Raw genomic sequence first — 22,410 nt, 5'->3', positions numbered from 1 at the left:
GTTAAACGACACGATAGAGTGCCGCTTGTGGTACGGCATCGGTCTTCTTCGCATCCGGATCCAGTGGCCGAATGAACCGCACCTTGGGCTCCACAGGCTCCAACTCCTGAGTTAAGAAGCCGGATTGAGCTGTGTTGGAGTGGCAAGCGTTCGCTATTAGCAACTCCAGGAAGAGGCCCAAGAGTTCTTGAGCCAGGCGAGGTGCGTCGGAAGTTGTGGCCGACGGCTGAGAGGACGACATTGGCGGCGTCGCCGGCGCGGCCTTTGAGGTAGCCGAAGTCGCCTTCGGCCTTCATGTGCCCGATGATGGGCTCGATGGCAGAGCGACGGCGCAGCTCGCGCTGGATGACACCGAAGACGGCGCGCTTCTGGCCGGAGATGAAGACGCGACGGGGATTTTGGGCATCGTGGCCGGGGCACCCCTTGTCGACATAGGCCCGCTCGATCGGACAGCCGGTGAGCGTCTCGGTGCGCTCGATGACTCCCGCAGGGGGGCCCCATCATACGGATTGTCGGGCATTGCGCTCGCGTGCAGCACGAACATGCCGCCCGGAGCGCGGCGATTGTTGGTGACGACGGAGGCCTTCATGCCGATCTATGGACCACGCCCGCGTTGCAAGAGGAATCGACAAAGGGATGTAGCGGTCTGCGCCAATCTATCCGGCTTCACTTTGGGGCTGTGGCCCCGAGCCATCATGGATATCCGCCCACTTCTGTCCTCAATAACTCGCCGGCCTCAAGAAGGGCCATGGAGTCGAACCAGGCTTCAGAAGTGTCGGTGGAACCGTTTCTCCATTCGTCCTTTCCGTCTCGCAAACCTCGGCGGGTCATTGTGCCTTCCGATCGGACCTTGGATCTTCCTTTCCGGCCCTGTTTCTCATGCGCTGCGGCCCAAGAGGCTGGCGTCGTAGTCACGGCCTTTGTGAGCATGCTCTAGGCCATGCGCGCGAGTTTTGCGGCCAGGGCAACAACCAAGACATTAGAGTGGAGCCGCTTGGACGCTGCCTCCAACCAGGCTCCGAAGCCATGCCGCGGCCAACTCCGACGCGGCAGAAGTACGGCTCTAGCACCTTGAATGAACAGCGTCCGCAGGTACCGATTACCGCGCCTCGATATGCGCCCGAGGATGGTTCGATCACCGGTCGAGATTTGCTTCGGTACCAGACCAAGCCATGCGGCGAAGTCCCGGCCCTTATGGAAGGCATCACCGGTTCCGATGGCGGCGACCATCGCGCTTGAGATGATCGGCCCGACGCCGGGCGCACTCATTAAGCGGCGACAGTGTGGATCTCGATCAGCGAGTTCGTCGATTACTTTCGTCATTGACGCGACCCGTCGGTCGAGATAGCGCCAGTCCTCGGCCAAGTCTTGAATGAGCTAGATCACTCGAGGTGATAAGTTATCCTTTGGCGCTGAGAGAATCTGAGGAAGTGCCAATCGGAGCGCTGCCGCTCCTTGCCGGACCGGCAGCCCTCGCTCAAGCAAAAAGCCTCGGATTTGATTGATGACCGCGGTTCTTTGCGTCACCAATCGACTGCGAACTCTGTGCAGCGCCTGCAAGTCAAGTTGCTCGGCCGATTTCAACGGGATAAAGCGCATGGTCGGGCGCTGAACGGCCTCGGCAATGGCTTCGGCATCACGGAAGTCATTCTTGTGGCCTTTGAGATATGGCTTCACATACTGTGCCGGCAAGAGCCGTGCTTGATGGCCTATCTTCTCCAGTTTGCGCCCCAGGTGGTGTGCTCCTGCACAAGCCTCCATTCCGATCAGGCAGGCGGGAACATTCGTCAGCGACTGTTCAAGCTGATTTCTCGATTGCTTCTTGCGTACCACAAGCGAATCGCAAGGTTTGGCGGTCTTGAGCTCCAAATCCTTGCAATCTCAAACGCCCACTCGGCCGAAAAACAGACTCCCGCTCAATCACTTAAACCCTTGTTCACGAACGACTAGGAGCAACGAACAGCACCATTTCCATTCGCACTAATGACTTCTTCAAGAGGGAGGGCAAAGTTGAGTATGCTCAGAGGACGGGCCGAAGAGGTCCGTGATGCGCGACGCTGTAGCCGAGCCGCGGAGCCACGCAGGACGCGAGGCGCAGCATCAATGGGGGCAGCTCGACCAGACGATGGCTTAGTCGCCGGCCAAGACGAGGATGGCGTAGATCGGTGCTGACTAGTACGCGGTTCGCGCGCCGCTCTGAATGCCGCCAGAGAAGAGGTCCAAATCACCTTGGGTCCATTAATTTCATGAGAGAGTGAGAAATGCGACGCTCGCGGCGATGCGACAAGGATTGCCCTCAAGCCGCACGACCTCATCGCGCAGAACCGTCCTCGGGATATCGTGCGGAATGGGAGTGTACAAAGCATCTAACACTGATCTTGTTAAATCATGATTGTCGAGAATTAGTGGGAGGTGTATTGCGGCCGACCTAAGTCTTGCAGTTCGTCTAGGAATTGCCGAGTGCATCCTCCGGAATAGCCTTAAGCCGTGCTACTCTCTTACCAGCTCGCGATCCAGGTCCGCTTTGATGGCTACGGCATAATAGTTGCCGAACTCTACGGCGTGGGGCATATTATACTTCGCGTACCCAGCCGATCAAAAGAAAAGACCCTGCCGATGTCGGGCGCTCGATGTCGATGTCGAGGAAATGCCAGCGGTAGGTGTCCTTTCGTCCGAAGTTGAATTTATAGTCGTCCGCCCAGTTTGAGATGGCGGCGAAGTGTGCCGATCGGCTCCGTGAGCTTGGGCCTGCGCTGCCGGACTTAAGTGCCGCTACGCCAGTTCCGCAATGACAGAATGACGTGGCGGTCCCCGCCCTAGGGCGGAAGATGTGCTGCCTACAGCAGCGGTGCAGATCGCAAGTATGGGTCTGAGTGGTTGCCCAATGAAGTGCGTCAAGTCGTTTGCGGACAGAGGCACGTGCCTGGGTTACGGCACGTCGACCAGGGGCATGGATGCCGTCGGGCGTGGCACGAAGCCATTTTGGCGCCGGTCACGTGCCGCCAACATGATCGTAAAAGCCGCGAGGAGGATTAGGAGAACGCGCATGCAACAAGGATTACTCGAAACGATATATCGCAAATATGAAACGGCTCACATCCTGTGCCTTGGAGGAGGGGCGGCTCTTACGGGGCATCTCACGGCCTATTGGCCAGCAAACACCTCACAAATTTTGATACTCGTTCGTTCTCGCCGGCAGCCGCCGAACAGCGGGACGATCGCGCTTAAAAAAGGCATTTTCTCTTGCAGACTGCAGGAATAGTGCAGCGAATTTGAGTAGTAATCTGGTGATTGGCTATTCACCACGAAGGCAGCCGCCCGCTCGTGCTGCTTCCGGGCGCCATGAGGGACGGTTCATGCGCAATCATGACATGGTGTCCGGCAGCCTGTTGGCCCTGACCGCCGCTGGCCTTGCGCTGCTTTGCTCTAGTCTGCTCGCATTTGCGTTCATTTAGATCCCGTGGTCGACCTTTGGCGCGCTAGGATCTCTACAAGACCTCACGCAAATACGTACGCAGCCGGACAGGGACGTTGGTATGGTTTTCCACAAACGGAGGCCCGGCGGTTGCAGATGATCTGCTCAGGCATCCGTAGGGATCCCCATCCTCGAACCGCTTCGTTTTCGCATAGTGCCGGTGTTTCTGAACGGCCGACCTGATCTCCTGGCTGGGCTTCGTGCAGTTGCCCACTAACAACGCAAGTCCCCCTCCATCGAACGATATAGTTAGTCTTACGGTTGGGCTCGCATCACGCGCTTCTTGCATGGGTTGCGCAGCATTTTTGCGCCAAAGTCAACGTGCCCAGCCTTTCGGTGAGGCGGCCCTCTCTAGAGCAAGCAGGCATGAATGTGCTTCACGGGTAATGCCCTCTACCGGCCCCTATTATTTACCTGCGTTGCTCGTAAAAACCCTGACGCGATCAAGACCCGGCTTTGGGGACAACATTGCTGAAAATGATGCAGCGGGGATTGCGGCTCGCGGCAGCTCTTGACCATCTTCTGCTATCGCGGCAACGAAAACAACCAAAGCAGATCGAGATGATGAGAGCGGGGTGTGGCTGTGACGGATCAATCCCAAGCATCTGAGTTGCCGCCGGTCCCGTCGAAAGGCTTTCGGTGGATCTTTGCTCTTCTAGCCGTATTGCTCGTTCTTTGCGCCGGAGGAGTCTATTTTTGGGCGAATATCGAAACGTTTGCCGAGGCGCCGTCGGCGCATGAAGTCGTGCCTCCGACGCTTGGCTTGTCACCTGAAGATAGGGACGTCCTTTTAGGGATCCAATCGGGGCAGCAGAAGACAGCCGATGAAATTGCCGAGCTCAATCGCAACGTCGGTGCGCAGCAAGCCGAGGTAAAGCGGATCTCGGATCAGATCGCAGCCCTGACCCAAAGAATCGAGCAGCTGCAGAATCCGGCGCTTGTTGCTTCTCCTGCTCCTGCTCCTGCTCCTGCTGCTTCTTCGCCATCGGTGCGCACCACATCCAAGCCGGCCAAGAGAGGCGTCCGGCCCTTGAAACCGCAAGGTCCGATTTCTGTCGGAGGCGCGCCGCTAACTGCGGAGCCGAGCACGGAACAGCGCTGATTGCCACAAAATGCCTGCGCCATATGCCGCTGCGCCTTCCAACCAAGTCGGAAACCAACGGTCCACCATCTTGATGGGCAAGCCGAGCCTCTCATTGCTCCGCGTGGCTTTGGAAATGCTCTGTCAGTCGCAAGAAGTTCATAAGCAGGACGCGCCCCTGTGAGGTAAGGATCGACTCCGGATGGAACTGGACCCCATACGTGGGATAATAGCCGTGAGTGAGGGCCATGATCTCGCCTTCCTCCGAACGCGCTGTCACTATGAGGTTCTGCGCACATGACTGATCAAGCTCGACGATGAGAGAATGGTAGCGTCCGACGTCAAGCGGGGTTGGCAGTCCCTTGAATAACCCTCGGCCGTCATGCGCAACGGATGAGCGCCGTCCGTGCATGGGCCGTTGCGCGCGCGCCACCCGTCCTCCGAAAACGCTCCCAATACACTGATGTCCAAGGCAGATGCCGAGAATTGGTACGCGTCCTGAAAGTTCGCGGACCACTGCTGTCGATATTCCTGCCTCAGTTGGGGTGCAGGGGCCGGGCGATATCACCACCGCGCGCGGTTTGAGACCAACGAGCTCGCTGATGCTGATAGCGTCGTTTCGGATCACTTCCGTTGCTTCACCGAGCTTGTGGAAATAGCGGGCAATGTTGAAAACGAAGGAATCGTAATTATCGATGATGATAATCAAAAAGCACCAGCTGGTTCACAACCAAATGCATCAAAGATTCGCTCTGCCTTGGCGAGCGTTTCCTCGTATTCGGCCTCGGGCTCCGACAGGGCCGTTATACCACCGCCCGCATGAAACAAAGCCAGGTCGCCATCGATCGTGACAGTGCGGATCGCAATACTCGTGTCCATGTGCCCGTTGAAGCCGATGAAGCCGATCGCCCCGCAATAGACCTCTCGCGCTATGCGCTCGATTTCTGTAATAATTTCCATCGAACGCAGCTTTGGCGCTCCCGTAATGGAGCCACCGGGAAAGCAAGCACGGAGCAGGCTAACGGCGTCTTCGTCTCCGGCAAGTGTCCCCGTAACGATCGACACGAGATGGTGCACCGAGGCATAGGACTCGAGATTGCACAGGGCCGGAACCTCGACCGAATGGGCAGTGCAAACGCGTGACAGATCGTTACGCAAAAGGTCGACAATCATCGTGTTCTCGGCATGATCCTTCTCGGAAGCGAGGAGAACAGCCGCACGGCGGTAGTCTTCCTTGGAATCAGGCGAACGCGCGATCGTGCCCTTGATCGGTCGTGTCTCGACTTGTCGCCCCTCAAGCTTCACGAATCGTTCCGGCGAGCTTGATGCGATGGTCAGCTTTCCCCATCGCAGCAGGGCCGCAAAAGGCGCCGGATTCAATGATCGTAGCTGGCAATAGAAGGCGAGCGGATCAAACGAGGTCGACAGGCGGGCACTGAAACGCTGCGCAATATTCGTCTGGAACACGTCACCCGCCAGGATTAAGTCGATCACGCGTTGTACCGCCGCAATGTAGCCCTCGCGGCTGAAGTTCGAGCGCCATGCGCCCGCTTTGCTGGGACAATCCTTCTGTGGCGCCTTTGGACCGGCAAGCAATGTTGCAAACTCGTCGGCTCGACGACGCGCTCGTTCGCTCCGTCGCACGCGATCCTGCTCCGGCCAGCCGGTCGAGACGATCCAGCATTTGTTATCCCGGCGGTCGAAGCTGATGACCACGTCGTAGAAATGCAGGGTGGACTGGGGCAAACCCAAACCGGCATTTGCGGGCGCAGACAATCGCTCCAATGTTCTGTTCATGTCGTAGGCAAAGTAGCCTGCCGCTCCTCCCTGGAACGGTGGGAGATCGGGACAGTCCTCTTGCGGGTACTTCGCGAGTAGCATGCGAAGGACCTTCCATGGATCGGCCTCGAGAGTCAGTCCGTTCCAACTGGCTTGGCCGTTCGCGACCTTGTAGGTGCCGAACGGGTCGCACGTTAGATATGAGTAACGCCCAAGCAGCTCGTGCCTTGCTGCGCTATCGAGAAACGTGAGATGCGATTGATGCCCAAGATGTCGCATCGCTGTGACAGGTTCGAGCCACTGCAACTCGCGAACGTACATCGGGTTATCGGTCACCGGCGGCTGACGTCGTAAGAGTGCTGTATCATCAGTTGCCCCACCCGATGAGAATGACGCTTGTCTGCGATGGCCCGAAACTTGAGGTCCATTGCCAAGTTAACCCGGCGCTGGACTTTTTGCTCCGGCATCACCTGGATCATCCTGCCGTGGAGGCGAAAGGGGTATCTATTGATACATTGTAGTCGGCCGCGAACCGCAGCTCGCGGAGAGGTCGGACCCGTTTAATCGATTCCTGGTAGCGATCGTGCGCTTTGTACGCTGCGAGCTCCGCCTCGCTGTCGAACTCACCATAGACCACGATGTCGATATCGTTGCCGAGTTGATCGGTCTTGCGGTTGCGGGCAACCTCAAGCCGGCGCGCATGTGGTATCGTGGTGAGAAGCGAAAGACCTTCGATGATCTGATCGATATGCGCCTCGTCCTTGGCGCTGAAGAAGACGATGTGACGAATCATGGCCGTCCGTGGAGATGTCGCTAGCGGGGTGGCATAACTATCTGGGAATAGAGTGCGTTGCAATGAGGCTCGTCGCTTGCCGCATGATCGTCGCTTGCGATCGTCGGCGATCCGCAATGAAGCTTGCCAGATCTGCTTAGGACGCCGGAAGGGTAAGGCGCTCAATGGTTTGGATGTGCCGCGTAAGCAGGTTACAGGCTTGATCGATGTTGCGCGTTCGCAAGGCTTGCAGAATCAGGCGGTGATCTTGATTGGAGCGCGGTCGCCAGCCCACCGTCCGCGCCATCGCGAACACCAATCGAGAATTGGCAAGCTGCAGTCCATCGAGGCTCGCGAGCAGACGCGGCATTCCACACGGCGCGACCAAGGCTTGGTGAAAGGCGCGGTTGGCCGTCTCAAACTCCTCGATCGTCTTTGCATTGTCTCCTTCGATCAAGGCGAGCTCGATCCGAGCCAAATGAGCTGTCGTGAGCCTTGGCGCCGAATGCCGCAATGCCACCACTTCGAGCGCGGCGCGCATTTCGGCGATCTCCTTCACTGAACGGGTATCGAGCGGGGCAACCCGAACACCGCGACGCGGCACAGCGACAACAAGATGTTGTGCCTGCAACTGCCGAAAGGCCTCGCGCACGGGGACGTGGCTGGAGTTGAATTCTCGTGCAACGTGATCCTGACGGAGTGGCGCGTCTGGCTCTAAGGCGCCGCTGATAATGCGCTCAGCGATTGAGTCCGCGATGCGCGCCACCGTCGTAACGTTGTCAGCAGTGATCATAGATTATCTACCGCAATAACCGGTGCATTTGCGAGGCAGCTCGATTAGCATCTCTTCGAGAGCAATGACTATAGATAATTCACGCGATTATCTACAATTGGACGGGGTTGGGTTATGGATGCTGCGGCGCAAGTCCAGCGGAAGGAAGCAAGCAACAGGGCGCAGGTTCGTAACAATTGGAACGTCGAAGAGGCTAAGGCGCTCTACGACCTTCCTTTTGCCGACCTGATGCTTCAGGCGCAGCGCGCTCATCGCAAGAACTTCGATCCAAACCACGTCGAAACCGCGAGCCTGCTCAGCATCAAGACCGGCGGCTGTCCGGAAGACTGCGGCTATTGCTCGCAAAGCGCGTATTACGAGACCGGGCTGAAAGCCACCCGTCTGATGCGTTGCCCAGATGTGATTGCGATTGCGCAGCGCGCGAAGGATGCCGGCGCCACGCGCTTCTGCATGGCCGCGGCCTGGCGCACGCCAAAAGATCGCGATCTTGATTCCGTCTGCGACATGGTCAACGCGGTCAAAGGACTCGGCATGGAAACGTGCGTCACGCTGGGCATGCTGACGCCGAAGCAGGCCGCGCGCCTCGCCGAGGCCGGCCTTGACTTCTACAATCACAACGTCGACACATCGCCCGAGTTTTACAGCAAGATCATCACCACCCGCAGCCTGCAGGACCGCATCGATACGCTGGCGCATGTGCGCGATGCCGGCATTAAGATCTGCTGCGGCGGGATTATCGGGATGGGCGAGCGCGTCGAGGACCGCCTAGGTATGCTCGTGCTGCTCGCCAACCTTCCCAGCCATCCCGAAAGTGTGCCGATCAACCTGTGGAACAAGATCGAGGGCGTGCCGGTGGAAGACACCGCGGAGCCTCCCGATCCGATCGCCCTGGTCCGGCTGCTGGCGACCGCGCGGATCATGATGCCGAGGAGTGTGGTTCGCTTGTCCGCCGGGCGGCAATACATAACCGATGAATTGCAGGCGCTTTGCTTCTTGGCCGGCGCAAATTCAATATTCATCGGCGATGTGCTCTTGACCACCAAAAACCCGAAAGTTGATCGCGATGCGCATCTGCTGGCCCGGCTCGGCATCACGTCCGGGCTCGCCTGACGAAAGCAGTGCCCGCAAAATGTTGCCCTACATCCAGCCTAGGTGAGAAATGCAGATAACTTTGATGAAGGGAAAAATCCATCGCGCCTCAGTGACCGAAGCTGACCTGCACTATGAAGGCTCGATCTCGATAGATCGTGCGCTCCTGGAGGCAGCGGGAATGGTGATCAACGAGCGCGTCGAAATCTACAATGTCGAAACAGGAGCGCGCTTTGCCACCTACGTGATCGAGGCGCCGCCGAGGTCTGGCACGATAAGCCTGAACGGTGCGGCCGCACGGCTGGCGATGCCCGGAGACAAGATCATCATCGTTGCATATGCCTCATGCGACGAGGCCGAAGCAAAGATCTTCAAGCCACGCATTGTGCGTGTGGACGGAGACAATCGCATCCTGGCAAGTTGAACCTAACGGGCCATCTTTCCTTCTTAAACGGCCAACGCATTTTCTGCGTAGTTTGATGCGATCGGTGAGAGTGGTGAATGCGGTCAATCCAAACAGCTAGACTTAGTCCCTACGTCGCAGCGTTGAATGGCTTGAACGAAGATAAACGGCTGCGCTGCCTCAAGCCGCGCGTGGGGATCGATTTCGCATCCAACGACTATCTCGCACTCGGGAGCGACCCGCGCATCAAAAAGGCGGTGATCGCCGCGCTCGAGGCGGGCACTCCGGTTGGAGCCGGCGGGTCGCGGCTGCTGCGCGGCAATTGCGAGGAGCATGAACGGCTCGAAACGGAAGCGGGTCAGTTCTTTGGCGCGGAGGCCGCCCTTTTCTTTGGAGGCGGCTATATCGCAAATTTTGCCCTCCTGACAACGCTGCCGCAGCGCGGCGATCTGCTAGTTCTCGATTCGCTCGTGCACGCTAGTATTCACGAGGGGGCGCGGGCCGGCCGCGCAGAGTGTCGAATTCACGCGCACAATGATCCCCAGTCGGTCGAAGACGCAATTCGCGACTGGCGAACCAAAGGTGGGGCGGGCCGCGTCTGGATTGTGGCGGAAAGTCTCTACAGTATGGATGGCGACTTCGCTCCACTCGAAGAGCTGGTGGCAATCGCCGATCGCCAAGACGCCTTTCTGATCGTGGATGAGGCTCATGCCACAGGCGCTTACGGGCATCAGGGACGAGGGCTCACGGCCCCTTATGACAGGCGTGAAAATCTGATTGTCGTTCATACCTGCGGCAAAGCGCTCGGTGCGGCGGGTGCACTTGTTACGGCCTCCGGCATCTTGCGCGATTTCATGGTCAACCGCTGCCGTCCGTTTATTTTTGCCACCGCTCCATCACCATTGATGGCGGTTGCCGTTCGAGAGGCACTCCTCGTCCTGCAGAAAGAGCCGGAGCGGCAGCGACGGCTGGCCAAACTCGTCGCGTTTGCGCATCGGCAGATCACCTCGCTCGGTTTGCGCACACCATCGACCTCTCAGATCGTGCCGTACATCGTAGGTGACAATGCTCATGCAATGCGACTTGCCTCTGCTCTGCAGGCGCGCGGCTTCGATATCCGCGGAATTCGGCCGCCAACCGTCCCTGCAGGCACTGCCCGCTTGCGAATTTCGTTGACGCTCAATGTCGGGGAAGCGGACGTGCGCGCAATGCTCGATGCGCTGGTTGAGGTGACGAGGGGCTCAATTTGATGAATAAGCGGATCGTCGTGACTGGTACGGACACCGGGGTCGGCAAAACGGTATTTTCCGCAGGGCTCGCCGGCCTTCTCGGCGCGAATTACTGGAAGCCGGTCCAGGCTGGACTCGAACAAGAGACCGACTCCGAGTGCGTCCGTCGCCTCGGCGGCCTCTCGTCCGATCGCATTGTCCCCGAGCTCTATCGACTTCGGACGCCTGCGTCGCCCCATTACTCTGCGGAGATCGACGGCATTCGCGTAGATACAGAGACGCTTCGACTGCCGGACAGCGGCGAACGGCAACTCGTAATCGAGGGCGCCGGCGGACTCATGGTGCCGCTGACAGCGCGCACTCTTTACATCGACATTTTCGAGCGCTGGCAGCTTCCCGTCGTGCTTTGCGCAAGGACGGGACTGGGCACAATCAATCACTCCCTGCTCTCCATAGAGGCACTGCGGAAGCGTCAGATTCGAATCCTTGGAATTGCGTTCATTGGCGAAAGAAACGCCGAAACTGAAAGCGCGATTTGCGAGATGGGGAGAGTGCGTTGGTTGGGGCGGCTCCCGTGGCTTTTTCCCCTCACGGACGAAAGGCTGCAGGCCGCTTTTAAAGACTCCTTTGTTAGCAGTGATTTCCTGAACCTATGAAGATAGCCAAGAGGTCGCCGATCTGGCACCCGTTCACGCAACATGCTCTACAGCGGGACATGACGAAGGTGCTGCGGGGGGAGGGGGCTTATCTCTACACCGAAGATGGCCGACGCCTTATCGATGCAATCTCTTCCTGGTGGGTCGTGACCCACGGCCATTGCCATCCATGCATCGTTAACGCGATTCGGGAACAGGCAGGCAAGCTCGATCAGGTCATCTTCGCCGGATACACTCACGATCCGGCTGAGCAAGTTGCGACGGAACTATTGAAGGTCACCTCCTCGGCGCTGGAGCATGTGTTCTTCTCCGATAGCGGGTCGACCAGCGTCGAAGTCGCGCTGAAAATGGCGCTCGGCTACTGGCACAACACCGGAAGACAGCGAACCCAAATTGTGGTGATGCAGCACTCGTACCATGGCGACACGATCGGGGCGATGTCGGTAGGTAGCCGTGGCGTCTTCAATGCGGCCTACGGGGCGCTGATGTTCGAGGTGACCTCGATTCCGTTCCCGGCAAGAGATCGTGAGCAAATAACGCTCGATGCGCTTGAAAACGCGTGCCGAAGCGAGCATCCCGCAGCCTTTATCGTGGAGCCCCTGATATTGGGCGCCGGTGGAATGCTGATGTATTCTCCCTCGGTGCTAAGAGAGATGAAGCGGATCTGCGAAGCCTTCGACGTCCTGTTCATTGCGGACGAGGTCATGACCGGGTGGGGCCGGACGGGTACCTTGTTTGCGTGTGAGCAGGCCGGTGTCACGCCCGATATTGCCTGCTATTCGAAAGGCCTCACGGCTGGGGCGCTGCCGCTCGCCGTCACACTCTGTCGTGCCGATATTTTTGATGCGCATTATTCTGAAGATCGCACGCGTACGTTTTTTCATTCGAGCTCATATACAGCCAATCCAGTGGCTTGTGCCGCCGCCAAGGCAAATCTGGAGCTGTGGCAGGACGAGGAATATCGCCGGCGGCTGGCATCCTTAGCCAGCATGCAAGAACAGGCACTCGCGCCATTCCGCACCGATTCACGGTTCGCAAACGTCCGACGTACAGGAACAGTCACAGCGCTTGAACTCAGCACGAGCGATGCTGGCTATCTGGCGGACATCGGGCTGAAGCTTTTGGCTTTCTTCCAAGCGCGGAATCTGCTGTTACGCCCACTCGGTAACACGATCTATGTGATGCCGCCTTACTGCGTTACGGCCGGCGACCTTGATGAGATCTATGCTGCAATACGTGACGCTGCTGACTTGCTGATGTGAGCTGCATCGGCGTGTTTTAATCGTCTGCAGTGAGAGGATCATGCAAGACAAAATGTCCGTATTGCTGCCGCCTGATAGTGCAACGAGAATGCAGCACACTCTGCTCGCAGGCTGATCGTGCTTTAAGCACTTGCTTTAAGCGCTCCCGATCCGGCTGCCGCAGCAATCCTGCGGGCTAGCCAAGAAAAGCGCAGCATTTGACCGAAATGTCGAGCGAATTGCGTTAATCACGATTAGATAAATCCATTATTTTGAGCAAATTCTCAGCGAGGCTTTCTGCGGAAAGTAATGCTTCGCGAGGCAGTCGCACATCAGTCACTTGATGGCTGCAAGCACCAGGAAGACAGGCCGCCGGAAGACCGCACCGTTGGTGCGGACGTGGTGCCGTGGTCAGAGGGCAGCAGGGCTTCCAGATTAAATGTCTGACAGGAGGCGAGAATGCACATTGGCTTCCGTAATTCCCTCGACCATTCAGCCACATGCTGTGCGGTATGCGGCGGAAAGTTTGGGCTGATCCGCCATTACTGCTGGCGGACCGCCCTTTGCTCCAAGAAATGCGTCAACCGCTTCAAGGCTCGGCGGGAGGCCGATCAGAAATGGCTTCGATGGCGGAGAGCGGCTTAGGAATGGACTGAGTTGTGATGGTACGGCCCTGGTTGAGAATTCGAGTGAGCCCTCTAAAGCGCGTGGAAATCAAGTGACAGAAACATCGGCAAAAATAATCGACCTCAGGGCCTACAGGGCCGGCAGGCTGGCTCGGTCTGAGCGCCTTCGCGACGACGTCTACTCGACCGCGGCTCTCGCTGCGCTCACAGCCGCCTGTCACCTTTGGACGTTCCTGGCCTGCCATCCGTTCGCTTTGCTCGGCGCGCCAGCGCCGAAGCAGGAGCCTCACGAGTACCCCTAGGGGCAGGCACGGAGGTGTGCCCTAAAGACGGAGTCCCCACTGCGCGCATCTCCAGCTCGGTCCGGTCGAGCCGTCACCGTTTGAAGAGACTGCAATCAGCCCAGAAACGCGTGCAGATGGTGGCTCATCACGAGCGCCGCTCCTCGATCGAGGCTTCGGCCGGCATAGTCGCTGAAACCGTAGGGGAAGACGAGCCATGGGGTGGTGAAATCGCGATGAGAAGGATTTTGGCTCATGGTCGCGCGACCATTGGACTGTTTTTGCGATGTTCTCCAGTTCTAGAGAACTGGGATCTCCATCCTCATTGCCATTGACAGGTTTCTCCCGCGTTCTCTAGGAAGCGCCGACGGTGTGTGGGAGCGGGTCCAATATGAGCCACAATTCAGAGCAGCCTCTAGAGCGTGTCACGATTCCGGCATTGCAGCAGTGGAAAGATAAAGGCCGGCGTGTCGTGATGACCACCGCCTACGATGCGGTTGCGGCGCGCATCGCGGATCCCATTGTCGACATCATCCTGGTCGGCGATAGCGTTGGAAACGTCTGCCTGGGATTCGACAACACGCTGCCCGTCAGCGTGGCCATGATGAATCATCACCTGGAGGCCGTTGCGCGCACGAGGCCTCATGCCCTGCTTGTGGCCGACATGCCCTTTCTGAGCTTTCATGTCGGTTCTGAAGATACGATTCGCAATGCCGGAGGTTTCCTGCAGCGTGGCGCCGATGCTGTGAAACTCGAGGGGGGCGCCAAACGCATCGAGATGGTACGCGCCTTGGTCGATTGCGAAATTCCTGTGATGGGACATCTCGGTCTGACCCCGCAAAGCGTCAACGTCATGGGTGGATTCAAGGTGCAGGGACGGACAACGGACACCGCCTTGCGGCTGCTCGATGACGCGCACCGTCTGCAGGAAGCCGGCTGCTTCGCGCTGGTCCTGGAGGGCATTCCTGCCGAGCTCGCGGCGCGAGCGACCGAATTTCTCACGATACCTACCATCGGGATCGGAGCAGGACCCGATTGCTCGGGCCAAGTGCTCGTGTTTCATGATGTCTTGGGGCTGACCGAAGGCCATCGCCCCAAATTCGTTCGTACCTATGCAAATGGATTCCAGCTGTTCCAGGAGGCGCTGTCGCGCTGGGCTGCCGATATCCGCAAAGGTGCATTCCCAGGCTCAGAGGAGTGCTATCGGCTTCCTGATCAGCTTCGGCATGCCGTCGCCAACTGGGCGCCCTCCAATTCAACCACAAGGTAAGATATGCAAGTAATCACGAAGGTCTCTGAGCTGCGTCGCGCCCTTGCAGACGTTCGCAATGCCGATAAGCGCATCGGATTCGTTCCGACGATGGGGTACCTGCACGACGGCCACCTGGCCCTGATCTCGGCTAGCCGGGGACACTGTGACGTGACTGTCGTCAGCATCTTCGTCAACCCTACTCAGTTCGGCCCAAATGAGGATCTCAGCAAGTACCCTCGCGACTTCGCGCGCGATGAAGCGTTGTGCCGCAGTGCCGGGGTCTCCATCATCTTCGCACCAAGTGCAGAGGAGATCTATCCGGCTCAATTTGAGAGCTTTGTCGAGCCGGGCGAACTCGCAAAACCGCTCTGCGGAGCCTTCAGGCCTGGGCATTTTCGTGGTGTAGCGACTGTCGTCTGCAAGCTATTCAATATGGTGCAGCCGGACGTCGCGTACTTTGGACAGAAGGATTTTCAGCAATGCGCTGTGATACGCCGCATGACGGTTGATCTGAATCTTCCGATCGAGATTGTCACTGTGCCAACCGTGCGGGAGCCAGATGGGCTGGCAATGAGCAGTCGCAACCGTTATCTCAGCCCGGAAGAACGTGGTCGGACCCTTGCGATCAGCCGTGGCTTGTTCGCCGCAGCGCAAGAGTTTGCCTCAGGGGAGCGCGACGCGGCAACGCTGATTGCGCTTGCGAGAAAGCATTTGGGAAGGGTCGATCGACTGCAGTACCTTGAGCTTGTCGACACTGGAACCCTAAGGGTTACCGAGAGCTCTCTGCGCTCTCCGGCGGTGCTCTGTGTCGCAGCGTACATCGGCTCGACTCGGTTGATCGACAATGTAGTCCTGTCCTGGTCGCCATCGTAGCCAGATACGCAAGTGATTGCGCTCAGAAGCAGTCGAACCGGATAGGTTGGCCCTGAATCCTCGCCATCCCGGAAGAACTCTCGAAGGCGATCCGGAACTGCCCTTTGCGTGCTGAACAACCGCCTCATGCTCGAGCTCATGATGCCCGGTTGGAGATTGGCTCTGGCGCTGACGGGGTGGAGCGAGGCGGGGCCGCTCCCACCCTGCCGAGAGCAGCCAAGCGCGGGTTCGCTTTCCGTATTATGACTTCGGCGGCTCGCTCAGACCCTCCGGGACATTCCGGCCGCTTTGCGCACTCTGTACGACGTGGCGCAAAACAATTTCAGAAAGACGTACAACCAGCTGTTTGAGGTGTGCAATCTCCTGCCTGCAGCGCTCCAGCTCGTGCTGTTCGTCTGTCATCACAGATGTTGTGCGACGATGGCTGCTGCCGAGATGATTCATATAGCCTGCCTTTCCGATTCGACAAACACAGCAGATAATCTGAACAGCCCCGTCGCTTCTCTTCCCTGAACGAGGCGCCTCGGCGTCAGATCGGAGCGTTTCACATGCAGCCCGCGGTGAGCTGGATGCTAGCTCACACCCTGGAAAGGGGTTGCGCCCAGCTCGCAGATGCGACAGCGCTTTCGGCGACGCCATCTCGCTCGTCGCTCATGCTCAGTTGCAGTAATGGCCCCAACAATGTGGCCGCGGAATATGCCGCCCTCGCGCTGCATGTGATTGCTCTGGGCGGAGACTGAAACAAAAATGGCAATATCGATTAATGCAACGAGCGGCGCTCTCGCGCTCAAATCCTGCATTACGGCAGCGCTCCCGATGAATTTTCACGCGACGTTCGCGTGTCCGTGCTGGGGTCCTTCAGCTACACCAGGCTTCTGTGTCAAAAACGCAAGTCGCTATCGAGATCATCCACCTGCAAGCGGGCATTGCCGGAGCTTCGCTCAAAGTCGTGTGCTGCCAATACGTGCGATTTAGATCAATAACCACGCGCCCATGACCATGAAATTACTTCACGATTGCGCAGACGACCTCGTTAACCTGCATAAAGCCGAAGTTCCTCGAGAGAGGCCAGGGCAGCGAGCCAAGGGGCACTGAGCGCGTGCGCCGGTGGCCCGATTCCGTCGCCAGGCGTGGGGCGGGCGCTGGTTCTTGAGGCAAAGATATGCTTCATCGCAAGAATTGATCGCGATGTCCCACTATAGTGCAGGATGGCGAAGCGCTCGGGTTTTTGCGCCTATAGGTGCCGTGTTGTGAAACGACATCTGAGTAGGGCAGTGGCGAGCTATCTCTACCAACTCCATCTGGGCAGGTATGCCGAAGGCATTGGTTGAACGCAGCAGGCGCGATGAACGGCAAATTATCTAGCGGCAATTGAACCTCATAAGCCTGAGCAACGAACTAGCACCGTCCGAGCATTGGCCTGCCGCATCCGCCCAGTCAGTCCGGCGCGCAAGTACGAGCACGCCGTACATAATCGCAGAGCATGATCGCAGGGACGTCACATTCGCCTCTGAGCTTCAGCAAACTTGTCTGTTAAGCCGAGGCGTCCGACGAGAAAACAAAAGCAGGCCGATCAAGCGAGCTGCCGCAATGGATCAGCGATCGCAGAGATGCTGGACATTGCGCCGCGCTGCAAATCGGCTGACCGGCAGTCGCGGAGGCATACGATCTGATGTACTTGGGTTGCAGTCGAGCAAATGCCCATTATCTTTCTCGATGGTATGAGGGAGATCTCCCGATGCTGGACGGTGCCACGACCGGGCTTCTGCGGACGATCCTGGATGAAGTCTGCGAGAGCGTCCCACCGTATGATGCCGGCGTCCGCGCCTACGTCGCCACCACAATCCTGGACGCCGCCATCAGAGGTGAGACGCGCCCCCGATCTGCTTAAACAGCTCGGTCAGGAAGCTCTTTCAAGAGCACCAACGATGTGGCGATAGATCTAGGGCATGGCTTGTCATTGAGGTGAAGTTCCAAGTCACAGTGCTGAAGATCCTGTCCTGCTATCCATGTTCGCGCGCGCCGTCGCGTCGCCTACGGCATAGCGATCCGGCCAGTTCGCAGAGGTGTATCGTGGTCGCAAATCGATGGCGGACTAACGTCACCGAAGACGCGGCGTTATCAGATGTGAATCGGTTGGCGCGTTGCTCGCTGCCAGGCCGATCGTTGAAACGAAAAGAGTAGCTCGCACAACGGGCAGCGCATCCAAGCCTTGGCGCACTACCCTTGCGCGCCACGATGCCGGTGAGGCATCGCGCTAATTACCTTCGTCCGGAAGCGAGGGCGAACTCAGTGTTCGGCGCCGGAGCGCAGTCAACTCACGCGAGCCGGTGCGCCGTTGCTGCTTACTGCCGTGGGAGCGCCGCAAGCGCCCTTTCGATCACTGTGATGTCTTGAGTGACCTGAGCGATCGCTGGCTTCGGATCAACTCCAGTAACGCAGTTCAACTGCTGCAGTAGCTCCCGCCGATGCACCAGAAGGTTCTCCAGCGCGCTGCGGTTGTTTAGTTTCACATAGCCGTCGACAATCAATCCAATCGAAAGAGACATCGAAACTCTCAAACAAAGCTGTTCTCAACTAAGATGCGTATAGCACATCGACAAACGATGTTCAGCTCGTCGGGAGAGAATACTGGCGGGCGAGCTTGTCAGCGACAGGCGTCCGGCGCCGCGGGCGTGACCGACTATTCCTTGCGACCTTACAAGCGTCCAGCTCTGTTTGAGGACTAACCGTGCAGAAAGACGGCGTATGGCGAGCCAAAAACGCTGCAGATCGTCGCCATGGAAAGGCTAGGCTAGGCGAACTAATGATATCACGAACTGCCATGGTCCTTATCCGCCTGCCGAACGGCTTCCGAGGTGCGATGACAGGCGGCGCGTTGATTGACGACATGCTCGCCTGAATATCTCTTCGTAAGATTGCGACGACTCAGGAGCGTCCAGGATGCTCGATGAATATTTGGCCCGCATTCGTGCTCACCGCAACAACATCCACCGCTATCGTCGCCTGCTGAAGTCGAACCTGTCGGACGTCGAACGTCAGTTCATCGAAGAACGCCTCACCGAAGAGCGGACCGCGCTGGAGTCTCTTTCGGACGAGACCTTCCCGCTCGCGTTTAGCCTTCGGAAGGCGGCGGACATGCCGGCGAGCTAGGCGCGGAGCCGCGAACGACACGCGCATTTGGGACTACGCGATTTCTCGCTGGCCGGCATCATCATGAGCTCGCGACCTAACAAATAATCGATGATATTCGCCCGCTGTTGGCCTAGTCCCGACGACCTGATCTGCTGACCTCCACGTGAGTTCATTCGGCTCGCGTATCAGGTGCTCAATCTATATCGGCACTAGCCCATAGCGGATTAAAGAGCCGCACTGTTCGATCGGTCCTCGCTCGCGGACCTGTTTGTATTCGGCCATATCCTCGGCAGTTTGTTAGATTGGCTACACTCCCAGCCAAATCGTTCTCAGTCGCTAGCCAGCTGAGACAGCCACAACTTCATCTTTTCATCGGTCTGCGACCACGGCATGAAAGTTGCTCTACTAGCTGAGACGCTGCGGAACCATATTCGCGGCCAGAGGCACAGCAAGGAAGGAAACGACTTGCCAAATCTGCGACTGGAGAAAGTTTATGTCGCCGGCAATATCTCCAGCAGCATTCTGGGGAATATAAAGGTGAGCGCCGGCGCCACGCGAAAGGTGGAACATCAAGTTGGTGCGCGCCGAGGCTCGCCTGCGAAATACCGTCGCGCCGATATTTTCACTAGTCGCCATCGGGCAAATGGAAGGCCTTTTGCGTGTAGCCGATCCCATAGGCCTACTGCACAGGCTCTCGGCGACCGACGGTTGGTTGTTTCGACGGAGATCGCAGTTCGGCCCAGCGACAGGGAAGTCGCTTTTCCCTGGCAGAACAACGGTCTCCAGCTTTTGGATCAATCACGTCAACCTGCACCGGGCAATCCAACACTATGATTGTGCGTAGCCTGTACGACGTCGAAGCAACCGATCACTTCGTCGATTGGGGCAATGGTACTAGCCACCGCCTTCTGACGGATAAGGACGGCATGGGTTTTAGTATCTGCCACACCGTGGTGCGCGCTAACACCGTTTCTCTTCTGCAATACCGGAATCATCTCGAGGCCTGCTACTGCATCGGCGGAGAGGGCGAGGTCGAGGACATGGACGGGAATGTCTTTCCCATTCGCAAGGGTGACATGTATGTGCTTGACAAGCATGACAAGCATTTCCTGCGCGGGGGACGAAACAACGACATGATCCTCGTTAGCATCTTCAACCCGCCCCTCACCGGAACCGAGCGCCACAAGCTCGACGACCCGGCAGGCTCCACATATTGAGGGATGCGAAGAAACGCCAATCCAACATGACTGCCGCTAATTGCGAGAAACATTTACTCGAGCGATCCAGCACTGCCTCGTATCGCACGCGCGGACCTTAGAAAAAGTGTTTGTCCCGGTTGTACTAAAGGCGCACGCGATGCGCTTCGGCTGAGTTGACAAATCACTTTGGTATTCCGGGTCCCTTTTTCCTTGTCGGGAAGACCGGGCGGGCGAAGGCTTGTGCCGATTGATAGCGCGCTCAGCTGTACGATGTCTGGCGACGCTGTTGGATAGCTGACATAGCACCGCTGTGGCTATCGCATTGATTGCACCCGATTTCACCTTTGGCACGATACATGCGTAATCCTCTAAAGAGTGCCATAGAGGAGAAGTCGGTCGATGCGAACGCTTACCAGAACTCTGACGCGGTCGAGTGGCAGCTCCGATACCGCCCGCATCATTTTTGGTGATGCGGAAGGTTGGCAGGAAAATTGAGTGATCTGCTTCGGCGGGTCTCGCCACATCAATGCAGACCAGCCTAAGCCCCAAAACAGATTCGAACGTGTGAGCGATTTGCGTGAATCAAGGAAGTCGCCTTCCGAACTTGAGCGATGAACAGGTGCACAGCATATCTGCCGCACATGAACTCCTGGCGCGAGGGGAGGAGTTTTGGCGACGGCGGCTCGAACAGTTTAGAAGATTGCATCCTCCTTTCGTGTCATCGTCCGTGGCTGCGGCGCCTTCTCGATGGCAGTCGAGTTCGTGGTGTAGCCCAAGCGCTTTGGCTAAACTTTCCCCACAGGATCGGTCGGAATATCTGGTAACGGCTTGGCTGATCTATCTCGCTCGGATGACGGGGGAAACCGAATTTCAACTGGGATGGAAGCCTGCATGGGATGGATTGCAAACTGGCTGTAAACTCGTCGAGGCGTTAATCGCCTCCGTCGTGCCGATGGATGTTTGCATTGAGCTTGCTCTCGATTTTGAAGAAGTGCGCAAAACCGTAGCGGCCGAAGTCGCGCAGCTGAGGACGCACGCTAGCTATACTCGGGATCTTATCGCGCGCTGCCCGACATTGCGAAGTGTAGAGGCGCTCCGGGCACGCCAGCCTTGGCCGATCGGCATTGCAATCACGAAAGAGAGCTGTTCCGCCGCCGACGATCTGTCGACGAGCCACAAGGCTGGCCAAGCCTTATGCGGCGATTTGCTGACTTTTGAGGTTCGCGCTCTGGATGGGAGCTTCCGCTGGCATTTTGATGCCGCTCGATTAGCGCCCAAGCAGATCGACCGCATGACGCAGCATTTGCAAGCTTTGTTACGCGGCGTGATGGACGATGCGGGGCAGCCTGTCGGCCGAATCGGCATTCTGCCGACTGACGAGCGCGCGTATCTACTGGAGGAGTTGAATCGGACGGCGGCGCCTTGTTCGTATGAGCGATGTATCCATGAGCTGTTCGAGGCGCAGGTGCAAAAGGCGCCGGAAGCAGTGGCGGTGGTCCATGAGAAGGAGAGACTGAGCTATGGCGAACTCAATGCGCGGGCCAACGGGCTGGCGCATCATCTGATCGAGCTTGGGGTCGAGCCGGACCAGCCGGTGGCGATCTGCCTGGAACGCAGCCTAGCGATGGTGGTTGGTGTCTTGGCGATCATGAAGGCTGGCGGCGCCTATCTGCCGCTAGATCCGGCTTATCCGTCAGCGCGGCTGCGGCAGATCGTCGACGACGCAAAACCGAAACTGCTGCTTTGTGATGTCGCCGGTCGAACCGCATTGGGCGCCGAGGCCGTGGCCGATGTGACGGTGGTCGATCTGGAGACGGCGATCCCGCCTTGGGCCGACCGGCCGGCTTCGAACCCGGACCCGGGCACGCTTGGCCTCACCTCGCGCCATCTTGCCTATGTCATCTATACCTCCGGCTCAACCGGAATCCCCAAGGGCGTTGAAATGTCCCATGGCGCGCTTATGAATTCGCTTGCGGGGATTAGCACGTTAAAACTGCGCACACTTCAATTCGCGACCCTGAACTTCGATGTGTCCTGCCAGGAATTGTTCATTTGTTGGAAGGACGGCGGAGCGCTTGTGCTCCTGCGGGAAGAGACCCGGAGGCGATTCTCCGACCTATTGGAATTTGTAGAGCGGGAGGCGATCGAGCGGCTTTTCCTCCCGTTCGTGGCATTGAATCATTTTGCGGAAGTCTGGAGCACCCAGCGCGTGCAACTGCCCTCTTTAAAAGAGCTTTATACAGCCGGCGAGCGATTGCAGGCCACTCCACTGCTTAGGGAGTTCTTCGAAGCACACCCGAACGCGAGATTGATCAATCAATATGGCTCCACGGAAATCAGCGTCATTTCTGAGCACCACCTTGCAGCTGATCCGTCATGTTGGCCCCAGATGCCTCACGTCGGGCGTCCAATCGCCAACACGCGGGTGTACTTGCTTGATGGCCATGGCGCGCCCGTGCCGTTCGGCGCGGTGGGCGAGCTTTACATTGGCGGGGCGGGGGTGGCACGGGGCTACCTGAACCGCCC

At 58.0% G+C, this 22,410-nt stretch carries 16 protein-coding genes and 2 pseudogenes; 11 read left to right on the top strand and 7 right to left on the bottom strand.

Features of this window, described 5'->3' with window-relative positions; genetic code table 11:
- Positions 1 to 111: 111 nt before the first annotated feature.
- Both GPL20_RS09990 and GPL20_RS09985 read right to left on the bottom strand, forming a co-directional pair.
- A pseudogene (locus GPL20_RS09990) lies at positions 112 to 592 on the bottom strand (IS5/IS1182 family transposase); the annotation flags it as partial.
- A gap of 341 nt (positions 593 to 933) precedes the next feature.
- A pseudogene (locus tag GPL20_RS09985) lies at positions 934 to 1,839 on the bottom strand (IS110 family RNA-guided transposase); the annotation flags it as partial.
- A 2,213-nt stretch (positions 1,840 to 4,052) separates the two neighbouring features.
- On the opposite strand from GPL20_RS09985, the gene GPL20_RS09980 reads away from it, so the two are divergent.
- Positions 4,053 to 4,577 (top strand): hypothetical protein, encoded by a 525-nt coding sequence (locus GPL20_RS09980; protein WP_254125188.1) that lies wholly within the window; start codon positions 4,053 to 4,055, stop codon positions 4,575 to 4,577.
- 91 nt (positions 4,578 to 4,668) lie between these two features.
- Here the strand turns inward: GPL20_RS09980 and GPL20_RS09975 are convergent, their stop codons facing one another.
- The 4 genes from GPL20_RS09975 to GPL20_RS09960 form a co-directional block, all read right to left on the bottom strand.
- Complete coding sequence (locus GPL20_RS09975; protein WP_157329414.1) at positions 4,669 to 5,265, bottom strand: anthranilate synthase component II; 597 nt, start codon at positions 5,263 to 5,265, stop codon at positions 4,669 to 4,671.
- A complete protein-coding gene (gene pabB / locus GPL20_RS09970) occupies positions 5,262 to 6,656 on the bottom strand; it encodes an aminodeoxychorismate synthase component I (protein ID WP_157329413.1) in 1,395 nt (464 codons plus the stop codon). Before pabB ends, GPL20_RS09975 begins: the two co-directional genes overlap by 4 nt.
- Before the next feature lie 154 nt (positions 6,657 to 6,810).
- On the bottom strand, positions 6,811 to 7,128 hold the full coding sequence (locus tag GPL20_RS09965) for a Dabb family protein (RefSeq protein ID WP_157329412.1): 318 nt from the start codon (positions 7,126 to 7,128) through the stop codon (positions 6,811 to 6,813).
- A 136-nt stretch (positions 7,129 to 7,264) separates the two neighbouring features.
- Positions 7,265 to 7,900, bottom strand: a complete 636-nt coding sequence (locus tag GPL20_RS09960; protein ID WP_157329411.1) for a GntR family transcriptional regulator — start codon at positions 7,898 to 7,900, stop codon at positions 7,265 to 7,267.
- A 114-nt stretch (positions 7,901 to 8,014) separates the two neighbouring features.
- Between GPL20_RS09960 and bioB the strand changes: the two genes are divergently transcribed.
- From bioB to panC, 7 genes are all read left to right on the top strand, one after another.
- On the top strand, positions 8,015 to 9,010 hold the full coding sequence (gene bioB, locus GPL20_RS09955; protein ID WP_157329410.1) for a biotin synthase BioB: 996 nt from the start codon (positions 8,015 to 8,017) through the stop codon (positions 9,008 to 9,010).
- Positions 9,011 to 9,059: 49 nt separating this feature from the next.
- Complete coding sequence (panD, locus tag GPL20_RS09950) at positions 9,060 to 9,413, top strand: aspartate 1-decarboxylase (RefSeq protein ID WP_157329409.1); 354 nt, start codon at positions 9,060 to 9,062, stop codon at positions 9,411 to 9,413.
- 77 nt (positions 9,414 to 9,490) lie between these two features.
- Positions 9,491 to 10,642, top strand: coding sequence for an 8-amino-7-oxononanoate synthase (locus GPL20_RS09945; protein WP_157329408.1), 1,152 nt, complete (start codon positions 9,491 to 9,493; stop codon positions 10,640 to 10,642).
- A complete protein-coding gene (gene bioD / locus GPL20_RS09940) occupies positions 10,642 to 11,277 on the top strand; it encodes a dethiobiotin synthase (protein ID WP_157329407.1) in 636 nt (211 codons plus the stop codon). The genes GPL20_RS09945 and bioD overlap by 1 nt, the downstream gene beginning before the upstream one ends.
- Positions 11,274 to 12,539, top strand: coding sequence for an adenosylmethionine--8-amino-7-oxononanoate transaminase (locus GPL20_RS09935; RefSeq protein ID WP_157329406.1), 1,266 nt, complete (start codon positions 11,274 to 11,276; stop codon positions 12,537 to 12,539). The genes bioD and GPL20_RS09935 overlap by 4 nt, the downstream gene beginning before the upstream one ends.
- A 1,277-nt stretch (positions 12,540 to 13,816) precedes the next feature.
- Positions 13,817 to 14,695, top strand: a complete 879-nt coding sequence (gene panB / locus GPL20_RS09930; protein WP_157329405.1) for a 3-methyl-2-oxobutanoate hydroxymethyltransferase — start codon at positions 13,817 to 13,819, stop codon at positions 14,693 to 14,695.
- Between the two features lie 3 nt (positions 14,696 to 14,698).
- On the top strand, positions 14,699 to 15,550 hold the full coding sequence (panC, locus tag GPL20_RS09925; RefSeq protein WP_157329404.1) for a pantoate--beta-alanine ligase: 852 nt from the start codon (positions 14,699 to 14,701) through the stop codon (positions 15,548 to 15,550).
- 2,345 nt (positions 15,551 to 17,895) lie between these two features.
- Here panC and GPL20_RS09905 read toward each other — a convergent pair.
- On the bottom strand, positions 17,896 to 18,099 hold the full coding sequence (locus GPL20_RS09905) for a hypothetical protein (RefSeq protein ID WP_157329403.1): 204 nt from the start codon (positions 18,097 to 18,099) through the stop codon (positions 17,896 to 17,898).
- 394 nt (positions 18,100 to 18,493) lie between these two features.
- On the opposite strand from GPL20_RS09905, the gene GPL20_RS09900 reads away from it, so the two are divergent.
- The 3 genes from GPL20_RS09900 to GPL20_RS09890 form a co-directional block, all read left to right on the top strand.
- The gene (locus tag GPL20_RS09900; RefSeq protein WP_167532966.1) at positions 18,494 to 18,703 is read left to right on the top strand and encodes a hypothetical protein; all 210 of its coding nucleotides are present in this window, start codon (positions 18,494 to 18,496) and stop codon (positions 18,701 to 18,703) included.
- Positions 18,704 to 19,515: 812 nt separating this feature from the next.
- Positions 19,516 to 19,902 (top strand): ectoine synthase, encoded by a 387-nt coding sequence (locus tag GPL20_RS09895; protein ID WP_100233488.1) that lies wholly within the window; start codon positions 19,516 to 19,518, stop codon positions 19,900 to 19,902.
- A 763-nt stretch (positions 19,903 to 20,665) separates the two neighbouring features.
- The coding region (locus GPL20_RS09890; protein ID WP_246250219.1) for an AMP-binding protein at positions 20,666 to 22,410 on the top strand (1,745 nt) is incomplete at its 3' end.

The organism is Bradyrhizobium cajani, assembly GCF_009759665.1.
Classification (GTDB): domain Bacteria; phylum Pseudomonadota; class Alphaproteobacteria; order Rhizobiales; family Xanthobacteraceae; genus Bradyrhizobium; species Bradyrhizobium cajani.
This window is presented reverse-complemented; position numbering and strand designations above follow the sequence as displayed.